An 18,376-nucleotide genomic window follows, 5' to 3' on the forward strand; every position below is an offset into this window, starting at 1 on the left:
GGCGTCCGGCTGTCTCATGGTCGTCGCCGCCTGCACGCTGTTCGGGCTGAGCGGTACGGCCTCGCGCGTGCTCATCGACCACGGGATCAGTGCGCTGACGGTTACTCAGTTCCGTATGTCGGCCGGGTTCTTGAGTCTGTTCGGTGTCCTCGCCCTCACCCGTCGTGATCTGCTGCGTCTGCCGTGGCGGCGGCTGCCGCGGGTGGTCGGCTTCGGGCTGGCGCTGGCCGCGCTCATCTACTGCTACTCGATGGCGATCGCCCGGCTGCCCCTGGCCGTCGCGCTGGTGCTCCAGTACAGCGCTGCCGTCTGGCTGACCGCCGCCGACGCCGTACGGCAGCGCCGCCGCCCGGCGGTGAGCGTGCTGGTGGCGCTGCCGCTCACGCTCGGCGGTGTCGTCCTGATGGTCGGCATCGGGGGTGCCTCGCTGGGGCGACTCGATGCCGTCGGGCTCGTGTTCGGGCTGGCGACCGCGGCCGCGTACATCCTGTACCTGGTGTGCGGGCGCGGTATCGGTGACGCCGTGCCCACCGCCACCTCCACCATGTACGGATCGCTGGTCGCGGCCCTCGCCTGGACGTGCGTCCAGCCGCCGTGGCGCATCGAGGGCGGGGCGTGGGCGCCGGGGGCGCTCGTGCCGCTGGTGCTGATCGGGGTGCTCGGGATGGCCGCGCCGTTCGCGCTCGTGCTGACGGCCGTACGTTCCCTCGGACCGACGCGTGTGAGCATGCTGGGCACCTTCGAGATCGTCGCCACCAGTGTCATCGCCTATGCGTGGCTCGGCCAGGCGCTGACCCTCCTCCAGTGCTTCGGCGGGCTGCTGGTGGTCACCGGGGTCGTGGTCTGCGGGCGCCGGGTCCCGGACGAAGTGCCGGTCGCCGAACTGGACGCAGAGACAGCGTAGTTGCTCCTCACGTCGCAACCGTGGGCCGTACGGCATCCGTGAACAGCGGTTCAGGACCTCCGAATCGGTCTGGGCCGCGGAGCCGGAAACCGGGATCTTCGATGTGTCGCGGCAGGCCGCGGCACATCGACAGGAGGTCTCTCCCGTGTCACCCATCCAGTCCAGAGCCACCCGCGTACTGCTCTCGACGGTCTCCTCCGACTCCCACACCTGGAACCTGGTCTTCCTCCAGCTGCTGCTCGAAGAGCGGGGGTACGAGGTGTCCAACCTCGGCGCGTGCGTGCCCGACGCCGAGATCATCGAGGAGATCCGCGCACAGCGGCCCGACGCCGTGGTCATCTCCTCGGTGAACGGCCACGGCCACATCGACGGCCGGCGGCTGATCAGGAAGCTGCGGGACGACAGTGACGCGACCCTGGCCGCCGTCCCCGTGATGATCGGCGGAAAGCTCGGCATCCAGGGAGCCGACCAGCCGCACCTCGCCGACGAACTGGCCGCCGCGGGCTTCGACGCGGTGTTCACGGACGGCGCCGACCCGGCCGAGTTCGGCAGCGCGCTCCAGCGGATGACCGGGCACCGCCCCGAGATCGCGGGGTCGGTCGCATGAGCGCGAACCGCCGCCAGGGCAGGCCTGACACGCAGAACCGGACCAGCTCCGACACGCAGAACCGGACCAGCTCCGACGCACAGAACCGGACCAACCTCGATACACAGAGCCAGACCAGCTCCAACACGCAGATCCAGCGCAACCTCGACAGGCAGGGCCAGACCAGCCCCGGCACGCAGGGCCGGAGCCGCCCCGACACGCAGACCCAGCGCAGCCCCGACATGCAGAGCTACGTCGAACGCGCCGCGCAGGCCGGGCAGTTGGTCGTACAGCCCCGGATGGGCATGTCGGACCCGGCGCGCATGGCCGAGGGCCTCGCGGCCGTCACGGCGGCCCGTGCGCGGACCCTCGGCACGCTCACCATCGACTCCTACACCCGGGTCGAGGACATGGCCGGCGCGGGGACCGCCCTCGCCGAGGGCCGCGCGCTCAACGGCTTCCCGCTCGTCAACCACGGACCCCGGGTCACCGCCGAGGTCGCCCGGGCCGCCGACGGCATCCCCGTCCAGGTCCGGCACGGCTCCGCGCGGCCCGCCCATATCTTCGAGGCGATGATCCAGGCGGGCCTCTCCGCCTCCGAAGGCGGCCCGGTCTCGTACTGCCTGCCCTACTCCCGGCTCCCGCTGGCCGAGGCGGTCCCCGCCTGGACCGACGCCACCCAGCAGCTCGCCGAGCAGGCCGACGACCAGGGGATGCGCGCCCACCTGGAGACGTTCGGCGGCTGCATGCTCGGGCAGATGTGCCCGCCGTCGCTGCTGGTGGCGATCAGCGTCCTGGAGGCGATGTTCTTCGCCCGCAACGGGGTGACCTCCGTATCGCTGTCGTACGCCCAGCAGACCAACGCGGTGCAGGACATCGAGGCGCTGGCGGCCCTGCACCACCTCGCGGAGCTCTTCCTGCCGGCCAGTGTCGCGCGGCACGTGGTGCTCTACACCTACATGGGCGTCTACCCCGCCACCGAGGCCGGTGCGGAGCTGCTCCTGGACTCCTCCGCGCAGATCGCGGTGCGCGGCGGCGCCCAGCGGCTGATCGTCAAGACCGTCGCCGAGGCGCACCGCATCCCCACCGTCCCCGAGAACATCGCGGCCCTGGAGCGGGCGGCACGGGTGTCCCGGCAGGCGCTCCAGGACGACTGCCCGCTGCCGTGGGCCCGCCAGGTCGACTACGAGACGATCTACACCGAGGCGCTACGGCTCATCACCGCGGTCCTCGACCACGGCACCGACATCGGCGCGGGCCTGCGCGCCGCCTTCGCGGCCGGCGTCCTCGACGTGCCGTTCTGCCTGCACCGGGACAACGCGGGCGCGGCGCGCGGGGCGATCGGCGACGACGGCCGGCTCGTCTGGTCCGGTACGGGCGCCATGCCGCTGCCGGTCACCCGCGGCACCCGGCACGCCGTCACCTCGAGCCGGCTCCTGGGCATGCTGCGTTACACCGCCGACGCCCACGACCGGGCGGCGGCCGCCCTGACCCGCAAGCGCGCCGAGGCCGTCACCGCCCGCCGCGAGAAAGCCGCCGGGAGCGCCGCCGGGAGCGCTGCCGAGGGCGCCGCCGGGAGCGCTGCCGGGAGTGCCGCCGAAGGTGCCGCCGCCCACCGCATCGCGGTCGTCGGCTCGGGTCCGCGCGGACTCGCCGTCGTGGAACGCCTGGTGGCCCGGCTGCGCGAGGAGACGCCGCGGCGGGCCGTGGAGATCACGCTGATCGACAAGGACCAGGTCGGCGCGGGCCGTATCTGGCGCACCGACCAGAACCCGGCCTTCCTGATGAACACCGCCTGCGGCGAGGTGACCATGTTCTCCGGTCCCTCGGACGGCGGCCCCGCCCGCGCGGGCGCGGGGCCCTCGCTTGGCCAGTGGTGGGCCGGCGCCGAGGACCTCGTCTACCCCGGCCCCAACGCCTACGCGCCCCGGGCGCTGTACGGCCAGTACCTGCACTTCTTCCTCCAGGCGGTACGGGACTCCCTGCCGCCCCGCGCGACCCTGCGGCAGTACGAGGGCCACGTCGTCGCCATGCAACGGGCGGGCGGTGCCTGGCAGTTGCGCTGCGCCGACGGCGAACTGCTGCACGCCGACCGGGTCGTGCTGGCCACCGGGCACCCCCTGACCGAACTCACCGCCGACCAGCGCCGGTTCGCGGACTTCGCAGCCTGCCGCCCGGAGCTGACGTACATCCGCGGCGACAGCGCGGCCGACATGCCGCTGGACCACATCGCGCCGGGGGCCCGGGTCGCGGTCCTCGGGATGGGCCTCACCTTCTACGACATCGTCGCGGCGCTGACCACCAGCCGCGGCGGCCGGTTCAGCGAGGGCCCGGGCAAGGTGCTGCGGTATCTGCCCTCCGGTCTGGAGCCGGTGCTCGTGGCGGGCTCCCGGTCCGGGGTGCCGCTCCCGGCCCGGGGCCTCAACCAGAAGGGTCCGCTGTGGCGTTACACGGCCAGGCTGTTCACCCCCGAGCGGATCGCCGCCCTGCGCGCGAGCGGGACCCCCCTCGACTTCCGGCTCCAGATCTGGCCCTGGCTGCACGCCGAGATGCAGCTCGTCCACTACGCCACCGCCGTACGCGCCAGACTCGGCGCCGACCGGGAACGGGATTTCCTGATACGCACGGCCGCCCTTGTCGAGGAGGCGGGAGCCGACGGCGCGGAGAAGATCATCCGCACCGCCGCCGCCGACCTCGGCATCGACGGCCCGGCCCCCCTGGACATCGACGCTCTGGCGCGCCCCTTCACCGGCCGCACCTTCGACAGCCCCGCCGAATTCGCAGCGGCCCTCGGCGAGTTGATCGACGAGGATCTCGCACACGCCGGACAGGGCAACCTGGAAGGCCCCCGCAAGGCGGCCCTGGACGTGCTGCGCGACGTACGGGGGACCATCCGGGCCGCGGTCGACTTCGACGGCCTCACCGCCGCCTCGCACCGCGACGACTTCCTGGGCCGGCTCGCCCCGCTCAGCTCCTTCCTGGCCGCGGGCCCCCCGGCGCAGCGGCTGCGGCAGACCCGGGCGCTGCTCGAAGCGGGCGTCCTGAGGGCGGCCGGGCCCTCGGCCGAGTTCGCGGCGGACGAGGCGAGCGGCTGCTTCACCGTCCGCTCCCCGCAGGTCCGGGGGTCCCTGGAGCACTGCGAGGTGCTCGTCGACGCCCGTATCCCGGCCCCGGACCTCGGCCGCGACACCGCGCCGCTGACCCGGCAGCTGCTGGACTGCGGCCTGTGGACGCCCTGGGCCAACGAACAGGGCGACGGCGGCCGGGTCGCCGGGGGAGTGGCGACGACGGCGAGCCCGTACCGGCCCGTGACCGCGACCGGAGCGGCGGCGGAGGGCGTGTACGTCCTCGGCATCCCCTCCGAGGGCCAGCGCTGGTTCATGCAGGTCGGCTCCGCCCGGCCCGGCCCCTGGACCGACTTCACCCGGGACGCCGACGCCATCGCCCAGGACGCCCTCGCCGCGCTCCCGGAGCCGGCCGCCCACCGCACGCTGGAAGGAACCCGACGATGACCGCCCGAGACGACCGCGCCGCGGCCCACGCCACGCTGCGCCGCACCCCCGCCCACGCCGCCTTCCGGCGCGGCCGCGATCTGCTCCTGGAACTGCGCGCCGACCACGAGGCCGCCCACCGGGCCTTCCGCTGGCCCCGCCTCACCCACTTCAACTGGGCGCTGGAGTGGTTCGACGTCATCGCCCGGGACAACCCGCGCACCGCCCTCGAACTGATCGGCCCCGACGGCCGGGACCAGCGGATCACCTACCAGGACCTCGCCACCCGCTCCGACCAGCTCGCCAACTGGCTCACCGACAGCGGTGTCGCGCGCGGCGACCGGGTGCTGATCGTCCTCGGCACCCAGGTGGAGCTGTGGGAGACCCTGCTCGCCTGTCTGAAGACCGGGGCGGTGGCCATCCCCACCTACACCTCACTGACCCGCAGGGAGGCCGCCGACCGGGTCGGCCGGGGCCGGGTGCGCCATCTGATCTGCCGCAGCGAACTCACTTCGCTCTTCGACCGCCTCGACCTCGGCACGGGCGGCGCCACGACCCGGATCGCGGTCGGCGCGCCGGTCGCGGGCTGGCAGCCGTACGACGACTCGTACCAGGCCGCCACCTCCTACCTGCCGACCGGCCCGACCCCCGCCTCGGACACGGCCTTCGCCTACTTCACCTCCGGCACCACCTCGGCGCCCAAACTCGTCGTCCACACCCATGCCTCCTACCCGGTGGGCCACCTGTCCTCCCTGTACTTCAACGGGCTGCTGCCCGGCGACCGGCATGTGAACATCTCCGAGCCCGGCTGGGCCAAGCACTCCTGGTCCAGCTTCTTCGTCCCCTTCACCGCCGAGGCGACCCTCGTCGTCCCGCCCGCCGGGAACATCGGGTCCGGGCAGCTGCCCCGGCTGCTGGAGGAGCGCGGCATCACCAGCCTGTGCGCCCCGCCCGCCCAGTGGACCCGGCTCGCCGCGCACGCCGCCACCGCCCGGCCGCGGCTGCGCGAGGCCACCACCGCGGGCGAGCCGCTCGCCCTGCACGTGGCGGAGGTCATCGAGGCCGAATGGGGCGTGGCCGTCCGCGAGGGCTACGGCCAGACCGAGACGACCGCCCTGGTCGGCACCACCCCCGGACTGGCCCGCAAGCCCGGCTGGCTGGGCAAGCCGCTGCCCGGCTGGGACCTGACGGTGCGCGACGAGCAGCTGTACGTGGAACTCGCCGGCCGGCCCGTGGGCATGATGACCGGCTACGACGGCGACCCCGGGCGCACCGGAGAGGTCCTCGGCGCCGACCGCTACGCCACCGGGGACTCCGCGATCCTCTCCTCGGACGGGTACGTACGGCTGCTGGGCCGCCGCGACGACGTCTTCAAGTCGGGCGGCCACCGCGTCTCCCCGTACGAACTGGAGGCGATCCTGCGCACCCACCCCGCCGTCCGCGCGGCCGCCGTGGTGCCGGTGCCCCACCCCGCGCTGACGCTCGCCGCGCACGCCGTGATCGAACTCGAAGCCGGCACCCGCGCCACCGAGACCGAACTCCTCGCCCATGTCGACCTGCACGTCACCCGCGCCCTGCGCGTCCACAGCGCCTCCTTCACCGACGCGCTGCCCCGTACGACGTCCGGCAAGATCCGCCGCTCCGAGGTGAGCGCACGACTGCGCGCCCCCGCGACCGACCCCGCGCACGGCCCTGGCCCCGCCGACCCGAAAGGCACCCCCATGTCCGTGACCAGCCCCGCGACCCGGCACCGCGACGTCCTCGTCATACGCGAACTCCTCGACACCGCGAACCTCGACCGGCTGACCTGGCAGGCGTACGTCCAGCCCGGACGGCAGGCGGTCGACGTGCACTGGCTGTACACCGCCGAGGAGACCGGCCCCGACGGCGCCGAGTCCTACCTCGCCCGCTTCGGCGCCGGCGCCCACGGAGACCTCCACCGCCACCTCGGCTACGAGCTGATCGTGGTCGTGGACGGCGAACTCCACAACGACAACGGCGATGTGTACGGCCCCGGCTGCCTGGTGCTGGAGAAGCCCGGCAGCGTGCACCGGGTCAGCAGCCCCCGCGGCTGCACCCTCCTGGTGGTCCGGGAGAAGCGCACCGAGGCCCTGCTGCCCGGCGAACTCCCGGACACCGGCCTCGCCCTGGAGGGCGCCCCGGTCCCCGCCTCCTGACCGCCCCGGTCCACGAACCCGCAGCCACCGCACCCCCGAACAGAAAGCCCTTCAGGACCATGTCTCAGCAGCTCACCACGTCACCCGTCGCCCCCGTGGCGGCCCCCCTCCCCGTCGGCAGGTCGGGCAGGACCCACTCGCCCCGCTACAAGTGGGGGATCCTCGGCATCGGCATCATCGCGCAGGCGGCCTTCAGCGCGGCCTTCCAGGGCATCCCCATGGCCAGCGCCGTGCTCCAGAGCGACTACCGCTACTCCACCGGCCAACTCGGCCTCGTCCTCGCCGCGTTGACCTGCGGAGCGGCCGTCACCGAGATCATCTGGGGGCTGCTCACCGACCGCTTCGGCGAGCGCATGGTGCTGATCACCGGACTGGCCGGCACCACCGCCTGCCTCGCGGCGGCCACCGCCTTCCTCGTGCCGACCGGCGGCTACACCCCGCCCTCCTGGCTGCTGTCCGCCGTGCTGCTGCTCGCCGGGGCCCTCGGCGGCTGCGTCAACAGCGCCTCCGGCCGGGCGGTCCTCGGCTGGTTCCCGCCCGGCAACCACGGCTTCGCCATCAGCCTGCGGGTGGCGGCCGTCCCGCTCGGCGGTGCCATCGGCGCGCTCGCGCTGCCCGCCCTCGCCATGAGCGTCGGCTTCCGGGGCGTGTTCGGCTTCCTGACCGCCTTCGCGCTCGTCGCCACCGTCGTCATCGTCTGCTGGCTGGACGAGCCGCCGCTGCCCGCCGCCGGGCACAAGAACACCACCGTCAGCCCGCTGCGCCGCTGGAAGATCTGGCGGATCTCGCTCAGCGCCTTCCTGCTGGACTTCCCGCAGTTCACCGTCCTGTCGTTCGCCGCGATCTATCTGCACAAGGTGCACGGGGTCGGCATCACGGCCATCTCCGGTCTGCTGTTCGCCGTCCAGGCCCTGGGCGCGGTCTCCCGGGTGTGGAGCGGGCGCTGGACGGACAGCAGGGGCGGGCGGCACCGCCGTACCCTCGTCATCGCCTACAGCTGGATCATCGCCGCCTGCTTCGTCGGGCTCGCGCTGTGCGAGTCCGGGCCCGCCTGGATCGCGGCGGCGCTGATGGTGGTGGCCGGTCTGCTGTCCTGCGGCTGGCACGGTGTGCACTACGCCGAGATCGCGATCATGGCGGGCAAGGAGCGCTCCGGGACGGCCCTCGGGCTGGAGAACACGATGGTGTTCGCGGGCGCCTTCCTCACCCCGCTGGTCATCCCCGGGATCCTCTCGGCCACCGGCTGGCCCGTGGTGATGCTGCTCATCGGGGCCGTGCCCGCCGTGCTGTCGGCGGTGGTCATGCCCCGCGAGGGGAAGTAGCGAGCCCCTCGGCTCCCGGCCGCCCGCCCCGCCGCACACCGTGCGGCGGGGCGGCGGCGTGTACGGCCCGGGAACGAGGGTTCAGCGGAGGTGGCGCAGGGCGTCGGGGGTGAGGTCGGCCAGGGTGGGGTAGCCGTCGACGGCCATCAGGAGGTCGGCCTCGGCGAGCAGGGTGCGCAGGACGTGCACGATGCCGTCGGTGCCGTCCAGGGCGAGGCCGTAGGCGTAGGGGCGGCCGATGCCGACGGCCCGCGCGCCCAGGGCGAGCGCCTTGACGACGTCGGAGCCGGAGCGGACCCCGGAGTCGAACAGCACGGGCAGGTCGCCGGCGGCCTCGACCACACCGGGCAGGCAATGCAGCGCGGGCAGACCGCCGTTGGCCTGGCGGCCGCCGTGGTTGGAGCAGTAGATGCCGTCGACACCCGCGTCCCTGGCGCGGCGGGCGTCGTCCGGGTGGCAGATGCCCTTGAGGATCAGCGGGAGATCGGTGAGCGAGCGCAGCCAGGGCAGGTCGTCCCAGGTGAGGGGATTGCCGAAGGTCAGCGCCCAGTGCAGGACCGCGGCCGAGGGGTCGTCCTCGGGGGACGTGGCGAGGCGGGAGCGGAACACCGGGTCGCTGGTGTAGTTGGCCAGGCAGTGCCCCCGCAGCTGGGGGAAGTTGCTCACGGCCAGATCGCGGGGGCGCCAGCCGGTGATCCAGGTGTCCAGGGTGACCACGATGCCCTTGAACCCGGCCGCCTCGGCCCGGTGGACCAGGCTCTCCGCCAGCTCCCGGTCGGTGGGGGTGTAGAGCTGGAAGAAGCCCGGGGTGTCGCCGAACTCCGCGGCCACCTCCTCCATCGGGTCCACGGTCAGGGTGGAGGCGACCATCGGCACTTGGGTGCGGGCGGCGGCGCGCGCGGTGGCCAGATCGCCGTGCCCGTCCTGCGCGCACAGGCCGATCACCCCGACCGGGGCCATGAACAGCGGGGAGGGCAGCCGCATCCCGAACAGGTCGACGGACAGATCGCGGTCCTTCGCCCCCACCAGCATGCGCGGGACCAGACCCCACTCCTCGAACGCGGTGACGTTGGCCCGCTGGGTGTGCTCGTCCCCGGCGCCGCCCGCGACGTACGACCGTACCGAGGGCGTCAGCGCGGCCAGCGCGGGCGGCTCCAGCTCGGCGAAGGTCATCGGCAGCCGCGGCACCACCCCGCGCAGGCCGTCGAAGTAGATCTCGTTCTGGTAGTCGGCGAACGCCATGGGTCCTCCTGCTCCGGCCCGCCGCGTGCGAGCCGCTGGACCCTACAGCGCGGGCCCGGCCCCGGGGAACAGGGTCACGTCCGCGTCACCCGCACCCGGTACGTCCCGTCGTCCTCCCCCGCCACCCGCACCACGATCCCGTGCCGGGGGTCCTTGAAGCTCTGGCCCGGGGTGAAGGGGGCGTCGGAGAGTTCGGCCTGGACGTTGGGGCTGCGGGTGCAGCCGCCGCTGTCGCGGTGGGCGTCGTAGACGGTGATGGGGCCCCGACCGGTGTCGACGGTGGCGTCCACCTTGTAGATGAGGACGCCGGGGCAGCAGATCGCCTCGTCGTTGCCGCCCTGCGCCCGGACCTCCAGGGCGTACGCCGTGTGGCCGTCGACCGGGATGATCACCAGCTTGCCGCCGCCCGACCTGTACAGCGGGGTCAGGGCGTACTCGACGCTGCCGCCCTTCGCCGCGCAGCCCACCTGGGAGCCGTCCAGCCAGCCCAGTTTCCACTTGTCCCAGGCGAGCATGTCGTTGTTGGCGCCCCAGTCCTCGCTCATGATGTCCCAGTGCCCGACCGTGCCCCCGCCGTCCTGGGTGTACAGATCGGGCAGCCCGAAGGTGTGGCCGTTCTCGTGCGGCAGCACCCGGAAGCCGGTGTGCGGGAAGGAACCGGAACCGTCGTCCTGGCGGGAGTAGATGAAGGAGGCGTTGGAGACCGGCACCCCGTCGGCCACCGGCGCGTCCGCGTTCCCCGCGAAGGTCACCGACAGCACCGTGTCCAGCGCGGACGGACCGGCGTTCGGACTGACCAGTATGTTCAGCAGGTCGTACGAGCGGAAGTCGACCTCGGGATCGGCCGCGGCCACGATGTCCTGCACCAGCTGCCGGTACCCGGGGTCGAAGGGCGCGCCGCGCTCTATGCCGTACGCCTTGAACGGTTTCGGCATCCGCAGCCAGTCGGTCACCGGTGTCTCGGGCCGGTAGTCGAGGCGGCCGTACGACGAGGTGCGGAACCAGTCCTGGGTGCGCGGGAAGAACTCGTGGAAGCGGTCCATCGCGCTGCCCTCGCCGGGCGCGTCGGAGAAGTCGACCATCAGGGTCAGGGCGTGCACGGTGCCGGTGGAGCGGGCGTAGCCGTGCGGGGTGGGCACGCCCTCGGTCATCTGGACGTCGGGGCCGCCGTGGATCATGCAGGGGGAGAGGGCCGCGGTGCGGGCCAGGCCGGTCGGCCCGGCGGTGGAGGGCGCCGTGAGACGGGCGGTCCCCGCCGAGGTGCTGATCGCGAGGGTCAGCGCGGTCACCGCGGCGAGCGCCATCCGGCGCGAGGGTATGCGGCGCCCGGATATACCGCTGGGGTCCTGGTCGGGGGATATGCGGCGGGGCGACTGCGGCTGCATGCACGGACCCTTCGCTCCACGGCAGCCGCCGGACTCCTGGCTGCGCCCTTGCGATCACCCTGTGCCGGGGCCGTGGCGGGCGCGCGCTGGGTGAGACCGATCGTGGGAAGGGCGGGACCGAACGTGGGAAGTGCGGGCGTGGGAGGGTGAATTCGGCCCCCGGCGCATGTGGCTCAGCTCACAGCCGCTCTTTTCGCGGACCGGAAATAAGTGGGGACCCTCTCCCCGTTTGGAACTGTGTCCGCCCGAAACGGGGACCGGTTCCCCGGATCACCAGGGCCCACCGACATCGCACCGACCGAACCGACCGAGGAGCCCGCAGTGACGACCGCCACCCACCCCGCGCCGCGCAAGGTGACCCGGCCCCGCGCCGACGCCCTGCGCAACCGGGAGCGGATCGTCACCGCCGCCCGGGAGATGTTCACCGAGCACGGCCCGGACGTGCCGCTGGACGAGATCGCCCGCCGGGCCGGCGTCGGCAATGCCACGCTGTACCGCAACTTCCCCGACCGCGACGCCCTCGTCCGCGAGGTCGTCTGCTCCGTGATGGACCGCACGGCCGAGGCGGCCGAGGGTGCCCTCGCAGAGACCGGGGACGCCTTCGCCGCGCTGGAGCACTTCGTGCACGCCTGCGCCGACGAGCGGATCAGCGCGCTGTGCCCGATGGTCTCCACCACCTTCGACCGGCACCACCCCGACCTGGAGGCCGCCCGCGAGCGCGTCGAGAGCCTCGTGGCAGAGGTCATGGGGCGGGCCGTGACGGCCGGTCAGCTGCGGTCCGACGTCGGGGTGGGCGACCTGATGATCGCCGTGGCCCAGCTGAGCCGGCCCCCGGCCGGCACCGGCTGCCCGCAGGGCGACCGGTTCGTCCACCGCCACCTCCAGCTTCTCCTCGACGGCCTGCGGGCCCCCGCGCGCTCCGTGCTACCGGGCACCGCCGTCACCGTCGGGGAACTCCGTCAGTGCGGTACGGCCGCATAGCCCGACCCGCTCCCGCCCACCACGCCGGCCGCCTCCGTCGTTCTCGCTCCTGCCGTCCTTGCCGTCCTTGCCGTCCTTAGTAGTCCGTTTTCCTGACGCGTTCCGTTCACTGCCGATTTCTCGTCATTTTTCCGTCACCTGGTCACGAAGCTCCGCACTCGTGAACTCCCGAAGTCCCGAAGTGGGTACACCCATGTCCGACGCCCTCACGGCTCCCCGCGTCGCCGCGCCATCCGGCGACGCCAACCGCTGGAAAGCGCTCGTCTTCATCGCGCTCGCCCAGCTGATGGTCGTCCTCGACTCGACCATCGTGAACATCGCCCTGCCCTCGGCCCAGAAGGACCTCGGCATATCCGACGGCAACCGGCAGTGGGTCGTCACGGCCTACGCCCTCGCCTTCGGCGGTCTGCTGCTGTTCGGCGGCCGGATCGCCGACAAGTGGGGCCGCCGGCGCGCCTTCCTCACCGGTCTGATCGGCTTCGCGCTGGCCTCCGCGCTCGGCGGTCTCGCCGTCTCGGGCCCGATGATGTTCGGCGCCCGCGCCCTCCAGGGCGTCTTCGGCGCGCTGCTCGCGCCCGCCGCGCTGTCCCTGCTGGCCGTGATGTTCACGGACGCCAGGGAGCGCGCCAAGGCGTTCGGCATCTATGGTGCCATCGCGGGCGGCGGCGGCGCCGTCGGCCTGATCCTCGGCGGCTTCCTCACCGAGTACCTGGACTGGCGCTGGACGTTCTTCGTCAACGTGCCGTTCGCCATCGTCGCCGCGCTCGGCGCCACCCTGGTCATCCGTGAGCCGGAGGGCGGCCGCAACCGCGCCCCGCTCGACATCCCCGGCGTCCTGCTGTCCACCCTCGGCCTGGTCTCGCTGGTCTACGGCTTCACGCGCGCCGAGTCCGACGGCTGGAGCGACGCCCTGACCGTGTCGATGTTCGTGGCGTCCGCGGTGCTGCTGCTGGCGTTCGTGCTGGTCGAGTCCCGGGTCAAGGCCCCGCTGCTGCCGCTGCGCGTGGTCCGCGACCGCAACCGCGGTGGCATCTACCTCTCGCTCGGCCTCGCCATCATCGGCATGTTCGGCCTGTTCCTCTTCCTGACCTACTACCTCCAGATCGTGCAGGGGTACTCCCCGGTCAAGACCGGCTTCGCGTTCCTGCCGATGGTGGCCGGCATGATCACCGGCTCCACCCAGATCGGCGCCCGCCTGATGACCCGGGTCCGCGCCCGGTTCCTGATGGGCCCCGGCTTCCTGGTCGCGGGTCTCGGCATGCTGCTGCTGACCCAGCTGGAGATCGGTTCGTCGTACACCACCCTGCTGCTGCCCGCGATGGTGCTGCTGGGCCTCGGCATGGGTACGGCGTTCATGCCGGCCATGTCCCTGGCCACCACGGGCGTCGAGCCCCGGGACGCCGGTGTCGCCTCCGCGATGGTCAACACCTCGCAGCAGGTGGGCGGCGCGATCGGCACGGCGCTGCTGAACACCATCGCCGCGTCCGCGAAGACGTCGTACCTCAAGGACCACATCGCCGGCGCCGCCACCAAGCCGCAGCAGCAGCTGGTGGGCCTGCAGAGCATGGTGCACGGCTACAGCACGGCGATCGCCTTCGCCGTCGGCATCCTGGCCGTCGCCGCGCTGATCGCCTTCACCTTCGTCAACGCCGGCCGTCCGGGCACCACCCAGGTGGCCTCCGGCGCGGGCGCCGAGGACGAGGTGCCGGTGCCGGTGGTGGCCCACTGAGCCCATCGAGCCCACTGACCCTCGCGCACTCGGTGAGTTAGCGGAGCCAGGGGAGGTCCGCGCCCTCCTCGTCCGGCTGAAGGCCCTCGGCGACGATCTCCATGATCTCGCCGAGGGCCTTCTGCTGTTCCGGGCTGAGCCGGTCGAACAGGGCCTGGCGTACGGCGGTCACATGGCCCGGGGCGGTACGGCCGAGCACGGCCGCGCCCTCCTCGGTGAGCACCGCGAACTGACCGCGCTTGTCGGAGGGGCAGTTCTCGCGGCGCACCCAGCCGTTCTTCTCCAGCCGGGCGATCGCGTGCGAGAGCCGGGAGCGGGTGATCTTCGCCTTCATCGCCAGCTCGGTCATCCGCAGCCGGCGCTTCGGTGCCTCGGAGAGCGTGACGAGCAGGCCGTAGTAGACGTGCGGCATGCCCGCGTCGCGTTGCAGCTGCCGGTCGAGGTGGTCCTCCAGCAGGGTGGTGGCGTGCAGGTACGCGCGCCAGACGCGCTGTTCCCCGGGGGTGAGCCAGCGGTGCGGTGCGGCGGAGTCCGGTGCCGTGTTCATGGGTCCACTTTACGAAAGGTCTTTTTGAAACTTGAACTAGTTGGGCGTACGGTGTTTCATAAAGCTTGAGAGTTAAAGTATCCGGGAGTCGCCGCATGTCCGTCGCCGCCGCCAAGGAGCGCATGCCCGCCCTCTATCTCAGCCACGGCGCCCCGCCGCTCGCCGACGACCCGGTGTGGCCCGGCCAGCTCGCCGCCTGGGCCGCGACGCTGCCCCGCCCCAAGGCCGTCCTCATGGTCTCCGCCCACTGGGAGGAGGCGCCGCTCGCCCTCGGCGCGATCGAGACCGTTCCCCTGGTCCACGACTTCTGGGGCTTCCCCGAGCACTACTACCGGGTCCGGTACGACGCCCCCGGCGCGCCGGAGCTGGCCGAGTCGGTCCGCAAGCTGCTGCGCGCCCCCGGCACGCCCGTCCAGGACATCCCCGACCGCGGCCTGGACCACGGCGCCTACGTCCCGCTCGTCGAGATGTACCCGGAGGCCGGCATCCCGGTGCTCCAGATCTCCATGCCCACCCTCGACCCGGTCCGGCTCATGGAGATCGGCCGCAGGCTCGCCCCGCTGCGCGACGAGGGCGTGCTGATCGTCGGTTCCGGCTTCTTCACCCACAACCTCGCCGCCCTGCGCCACCCGGGCGGGGGCGTGCCGAGCTGGTCCGCCGAGTTCGACGACTGGGGCCGGCGGGCCCTCGCGGACCGCGACTGGGACGCCCTCCTCGACTTCCTGGGCAAGGCCCCGGCCGGCCGCTACGCCCACCCGCGCACCGAGCACTTCGCCCCGCTCTTCGTCACCATGGGCGCGGCGGAGGCGGGCGGCGAGCTGGACGCGCAGAAGTCGGTGATCGACGGGTTCTGGATGGGGCTGGCGAAGCGGTCCGTGCAGTTCGGGTAGCTCCCGGGACGGTTTCAGGGCCGAAATTCCGGAGATCCGCTCGGCGCCGGTACCCGGGACCGGCGCCGTGGCAACCATCAGGCGGTGCGGGCCGTCTTCCGGGTGGGAGAGCGGCCAGGGCCGGCGCTCACACGGGGTGAGCACGGGGTGAGAGGGACGGTGTCGAACGTGACGGCCGTCTCGCGCACATGGAGGTCACAGATCTCCGTGAGGGCAACGAGATCCCCCTCGAATCCTGGCCTGACCTGCGCCTCTGTGGGATCGGACACCATCGCGCCTTCCCTGCGGCGGAACAGGGTACTGCATGATCAGAAAAATTGAGGGGCGGGTTGGGAATTCTGTCCTGATTCCAGTCGTTGTTTCCATCGGATGCAGGGCACTCAGAGGAGAGTCCGCGAGGACACACCCTGGAGAGCCGAGCGTTCAGCAGGACCACCCGCCAGCCCACCATCGCAAGGGAGCACGCATGGCAACCCGTGCCGTCGCCCGTCGTAAGTCCGCCGCCTCCGGCGAGACGGCCGACTCGGCAAGCAGTGTTCGCGCTCATGGCGGCGAGATCGCGGACCGCGACCTGGTCGGCATGTACCTCGACGAGATAGCGCGCACACCGCTGCTCGACGCCGCCAAGGAGGTCGAGCTGTCCCAGACCATCGAGGCGGGTGTGTTCGCGCGACAGGTTCTCGACGGGTTCGAGGACACCACCTCGGACGCCACCCGTGAGGAGCTGGAGTCCCTGGTCGCCGCGGGCGAGCGGGCCAAGGACGTGTTCATCCGCTCCAACCTCCGCCTGGTCGTCGCGGTCGCCCGGCGCTACCCGCGCAGCGGCCTGCCCCTGCTCGACCTGATCCAGGAGGGCAACGCGGGCCTGGTGCGTGCCGTCGAGAAGTTCGACTACCGCAAGGGCTTCAAGTTCTCCACGTACGCCACCTGGTGGATCCGCCAGGCCATCACCCGCTCCATCGCCGACCAGTCGCGCACCATCCGCCTCCCCGTCCACCTGGTGGAGGAGCTGGGCCGCATCCGCCGGGTGCAGCGCGAGTTCAACCGGGAGCACGGCCGCGAGCCGGAGCCCACGGAGATCGCGGCGGAGCTGGGCTCCACGCCGGAGCGCGTCACCGACGTCCTCGACTGGGCCCGTGACCCGGTCTCGCTGAACATGTCGGTGGACGACCAGGGCGAGACCCAGTTCGGCGACCTGCTGGAGGACACCTCCGCGGTCAGCCCCGAGCAGTCCGTGATGACCCTGCTGCGCAGCGAGGAACTGGACGACCTGATCGGCCGCCTGGACCAGCGCACGGCCTCCATCATCAAGATGCGGTACGGCATCGAGGACGGCCGCGAGCGCACCCTGACCGAGGTCGGCAAGGAGCACGGTCTGACCCGTGAGCGCATCCGGCAGATCGAGAAGCACGCCCTGCTGGAGCTGAAGAAGCTGGCGCGGGACACCGGGTTCGACGCGGCGGCGTAAGTCCGACGCGGCGGCGTGAGGGGGCCGGGGGCCGCGTACGCCGGGTGGCGAAAGACGGCGCAAACATGGCGCTCCGGGGCCGCTTCAACCGCCGGGCCCGAGGGAACAACCTCTCCGGGCCCGCCAGGCGGGGCCCGGTGAACGCCGCACTCCCCACCCCGAGTCAGCAACGGACCAGCCGCACCAGCTCGTCACCGCCGACACACCGATCCGCACCCGGCCGACCCCACGCACCTTCGGCCGACCCCACGCGAGCCATGTCCCTGCGCACATCCCCCCCGGCGCCGGGACTTCCCAGAGCCGGGCTTCGGCGCTCACCCCCCCCGGGCGCCGGAGCCCGGCTTCTTCTGCGGTGGGCGGGCGGGGTGGCCCGTGCGTCCTCTGCCGCGAGGCCGTGGGCCCTCCGCCGGGGCGCTCGTGCTCCCGTGCGCGCGGACGGGCGTCGCCGGGAGATTCCGGCGGCCTCCCGGCGGCCTCGCGGGTACCACGTCCACCGGCGCGCAACGGCGTTTCCGCGCCACACGGCGCGACCCGGCAGCCGCGGGCGGACGGCGGCGGTCCGGGAGCCGGCCTCGGCACGGCCCGAACTCCGTACCGTCCCGAGGCCCTTGAACCCCTGCGGGAGCGGCCCGGTCGTGCGAGGCTGGGAAGCGGTGCGACGGCGGCGGGGACGGCAAGTGGCGGCCCACCCCGTACCTGAACCCCGGGGTGAACCGCCGGATGGCAGATTCTGCCACACGGGCATAGCCTGCCGAGATGAGCACCACCCCCAGTCCTACCCCCCGTTCCACCTCCGGCACCACCCCGCAGTCTCCTTCCGGCACCGCGCCGGCGCCCTCCCTCACCGAGCGCCGCAAGGCCGAGACCCGGATGGAGATCGCCCGGGCCGCGGCCGCCCTGTTCGTCCGCCAGGGGCTGCGGGCCACCCGCGCCGAGGACATCGCCCAGCGGGCGGGCATCGCGCCGCGCACCTTCTACCGCTACTTCGCCACCAAGGAGGAGGCGGTCGCGCCCCTCTACGCCGCCGGCGCCCAGCGCTGGGCCGAGGCCGTCCGCACCGCCCCGGCCGCGCTCACCGTCCAGCAGGCCCTGGAACACGCCGTCGAGCACACCCTCACCCCCGGCGCCGGGGTCTCGGCCGCCTCCTGGGAATGGGTCCGCACCCTGCTCCGCCTGACCGACACCAGTCCCGCCCTGCGCAAGGTCTGGGCCGAGGTGGGCCAGACGTCGGAGGAGGCGCTGGCGGACATCCTCGCGAGGCGGCTGGCGACGCCGGGGTGGGGGGTGGCGTGCGCGGAGGGGGCGGACGCGGAAGGGGCGGACGCGGAAGGTGCGGACGCTGGTGGGGAAGGGGCGGCTGCGGGGGAGATGCCTGCGGGGGAGGCGCCTGCGGGGGAGCCGTACACGGGTGGGCCGTACGTGGGCGGGGCGTCGGTGGGTGAGCCGTACGCGAGTGGGCCGCCTGCGGGTGAGCCGTTCGCGGGGGGCCCGGGGGCTGTCGGCGCCACGGAGGCGGGGGCGCCATGGACCGCCGGGGAACCGGGAGCCGCCCCCGACCCGCTCGCCGCGCCCGCCGGGCCGGGCCCGGTCCCCGGCGCGGAGTCGGCCGAGGCGCCGCTTACCGTCCCCGTGATCACCCCCGACCTGCGCTTCG

General features: G+C 72.9%; 12 protein-coding genes and 1 pseudogene. 10 read left to right on the forward strand and 3 right to left on the reverse strand.

Translation table 11 applies throughout. From position 1 onward, the window contains the following. Positions 1 to 16 precede the first annotated feature (16 nt). From QHG49_RS20210 to QHG49_RS20230, 5 genes are all read left to right on the forward strand, one after another. Positions 17 to 904, forward strand: coding sequence for a DMT family transporter (locus tag QHG49_RS20210; RefSeq protein ID WP_159702274.1), 888 nt, complete (start codon positions 17 to 19; stop codon positions 902 to 904). Between the two features lie 145 nt (positions 905 to 1,049). Beyond that, positions 1,050 to 1,511 carry a cobalamin B12-binding domain-containing protein gene (locus tag QHG49_RS20215; protein ID WP_201300585.1) on the forward strand — a complete coding sequence of 154 codons (462 nt, stop codon included), beginning with the start codon at positions 1,050 to 1,052 and terminating at the stop codon, positions 1,509 to 1,511. After that, positions 1,508 to 5,002 (forward strand): FAD/NAD(P)-binding protein, encoded by a 3,495-nt coding sequence (locus QHG49_RS20220; RefSeq protein ID WP_301490581.1) that lies wholly within the window; start codon positions 1,508 to 1,510, stop codon positions 5,000 to 5,002. Before QHG49_RS20215 ends, QHG49_RS20220 begins: the two co-directional genes overlap by 4 nt. Continuing rightward, positions 4,999 to 7,158, forward strand: coding sequence for an AMP-binding protein (locus QHG49_RS20225; RefSeq protein ID WP_301490582.1), 2,160 nt, complete (start codon positions 4,999 to 5,001; stop codon positions 7,156 to 7,158). Before QHG49_RS20220 ends, QHG49_RS20225 begins: the two co-directional genes overlap by 4 nt. 59 nt (positions 7,159 to 7,217) lie before the next feature. Further along, positions 7,218 to 8,480: an MFS transporter gene (locus QHG49_RS20230; RefSeq protein ID WP_301490584.1), complete on the forward strand. Its 1,263-nt coding sequence runs from the start codon at positions 7,218 to 7,220 to the stop codon at positions 8,478 to 8,480. Positions 8,481 to 8,561: 81 nt separating this feature from the next. Here QHG49_RS20230 and QHG49_RS20235 read toward each other — a convergent pair whose 3' ends face one another. Next, complete coding sequence (locus QHG49_RS20235) at positions 8,562 to 9,722, reverse strand: alpha-hydroxy-acid oxidizing protein (RefSeq protein WP_159702265.1); 1,161 nt, start codon at positions 9,720 to 9,722, stop codon at positions 8,562 to 8,564. A 74-nt stretch (positions 9,723 to 9,796) separates the two neighbouring features. Continuing rightward, positions 9,797 to 11,107 carry a M6 family metalloprotease domain-containing protein gene (locus QHG49_RS20240; RefSeq protein WP_145492506.1) on the reverse strand — a complete coding sequence of 437 codons (1,311 nt, stop codon included), beginning with the start codon at positions 11,105 to 11,107 and terminating at the stop codon, positions 9,797 to 9,799. A 321-nt stretch (positions 11,108 to 11,428) separates the two neighbouring features. Here QHG49_RS20240 and QHG49_RS20245 point away from each other — a divergent pair, with 321 nt between their 5' ends. Together QHG49_RS20245 and QHG49_RS20250 are read left to right on the forward strand one after the other, a co-directional pair. Further along, on the forward strand, positions 11,429 to 12,088 hold the full coding sequence (locus tag QHG49_RS20245) for a TetR/AcrR family transcriptional regulator (protein ID WP_301490586.1): 660 nt from the start codon (positions 11,429 to 11,431) through the stop codon (positions 12,086 to 12,088). 193 nt (positions 12,089 to 12,281) lie between these two features. Then, positions 12,282 to 13,817: an MFS transporter gene (locus QHG49_RS20250; RefSeq protein ID WP_145492509.1), complete on the forward strand. Its 1,536-nt coding sequence runs from the start codon at positions 12,282 to 12,284 to the stop codon at positions 13,815 to 13,817. A gap of 37 nt (positions 13,818 to 13,854) precedes the next feature. Here the strand turns inward: QHG49_RS20250 and QHG49_RS20255 are convergent, their stop codons facing one another. Next, positions 13,855 to 14,364 (reverse strand): MarR family winged helix-turn-helix transcriptional regulator, encoded by a 510-nt coding sequence (locus QHG49_RS20255; protein WP_159702262.1) that lies wholly within the window; start codon positions 14,362 to 14,364, stop codon positions 13,855 to 13,857. 95 nt (positions 14,365 to 14,459) lie between these two features. On the opposite strand from QHG49_RS20255, the gene QHG49_RS20260 reads away from it, so the two are divergent. The 3 genes and pseudogenes from QHG49_RS20260 to QHG49_RS20275 all read left to right on the forward strand — a co-directional run. Further along, the gene (locus QHG49_RS20260; RefSeq protein ID WP_159702259.1) at positions 14,460 to 15,254 is read left to right on the forward strand and encodes a dioxygenase; all 795 of its coding nucleotides are present in this window, start codon (positions 14,460 to 14,462) and stop codon (positions 15,252 to 15,254) included. A 466-nt stretch (positions 15,255 to 15,720) separates the two neighbouring features. Then, positions 15,721 to 16,722, forward strand: a complete 1,002-nt coding sequence (locus tag QHG49_RS20270) for an RNA polymerase sigma factor RpoD/SigA (RefSeq protein ID WP_159702256.1) — start codon at positions 15,721 to 15,723, stop codon at positions 16,720 to 16,722. An 870-nt stretch (positions 16,723 to 17,592) separates the two neighbouring features. Next, positions 17,593 to 17,986, forward strand: a pseudogene (locus QHG49_RS20275) (TetR/AcrR family transcriptional regulator); the annotation flags it as partial. Between the last annotated feature and the right edge of the window lie 390 nt (positions 17,987 to 18,376).

It is taken from the genome of Streptomyces sp. WP-1, from assembly GCF_030450125.1.
In the GTDB taxonomy this organism is placed as follows: domain Bacteria; phylum Actinomycetota; class Actinomycetes; order Streptomycetales; family Streptomycetaceae; genus Streptomyces; species Streptomyces incarnatus.

What these genes read in the sequence shown, in the direction of transcription:
- QHG49_RS20235 (WP_159702265.1), bottom strand. Translation starts at nt 9,722, where the DNA reads ATGGCGTTCGCCGACTACCAGAACGAGATCTACTTCGACGGCCTGCGC.
- QHG49_RS20230 (WP_301490584.1), top strand. Translation starts at nt 7,218, where the DNA reads ATGTCTCAGCAGCTCACCACGTCACCCGTCGCCCCCGTGGCGGCCCCC.
- QHG49_RS20255 (WP_159702262.1), bottom strand. Translation starts at nt 14,364, where the DNA reads ATGAACACGGCACCGGACTCCGCCGCACCGCACCGCTGGCTCACCCCC.
- QHG49_RS20210 (WP_159702274.1), top strand. Translation starts at nt 17, where the DNA reads ATGGTCGTCGCCGCCTGCACGCTGTTCGGGCTGAGCGGTACGGCCTCG.
- QHG49_RS20250 (WP_145492509.1), top strand. Translation starts at nt 12,282, where the DNA reads ATGTCCGACGCCCTCACGGCTCCCCGCGTCGCCGCGCCATCCGGCGAC.
- QHG49_RS20225 (WP_301490582.1), top strand. Translation starts at nt 4,999, where the DNA reads ATGACCGCCCGAGACGACCGCGCCGCGGCCCACGCCACGCTGCGCCGC.
- QHG49_RS20260 (WP_159702259.1), top strand. Translation starts at nt 14,460, where the DNA reads ATGTCCGTCGCCGCCGCCAAGGAGCGCATGCCCGCCCTCTATCTCAGC.
- QHG49_RS20240 (WP_145492506.1), bottom strand. Translation starts at nt 11,107, where the DNA reads ATGCAGCCGCAGTCGCCCCGCCGCATATCCCCCGACCAGGACCCCAGC.
- QHG49_RS20270 (WP_159702256.1), top strand. Translation starts at nt 15,721, where the DNA reads ATGGCAACCCGTGCCGTCGCCCGTCGTAAGTCCGCCGCCTCCGGCGAG.
- QHG49_RS20220 (WP_301490581.1), top strand. Translation starts at nt 1,508, where the DNA reads ATGAGCGCGAACCGCCGCCAGGGCAGGCCTGACACGCAGAACCGGACC.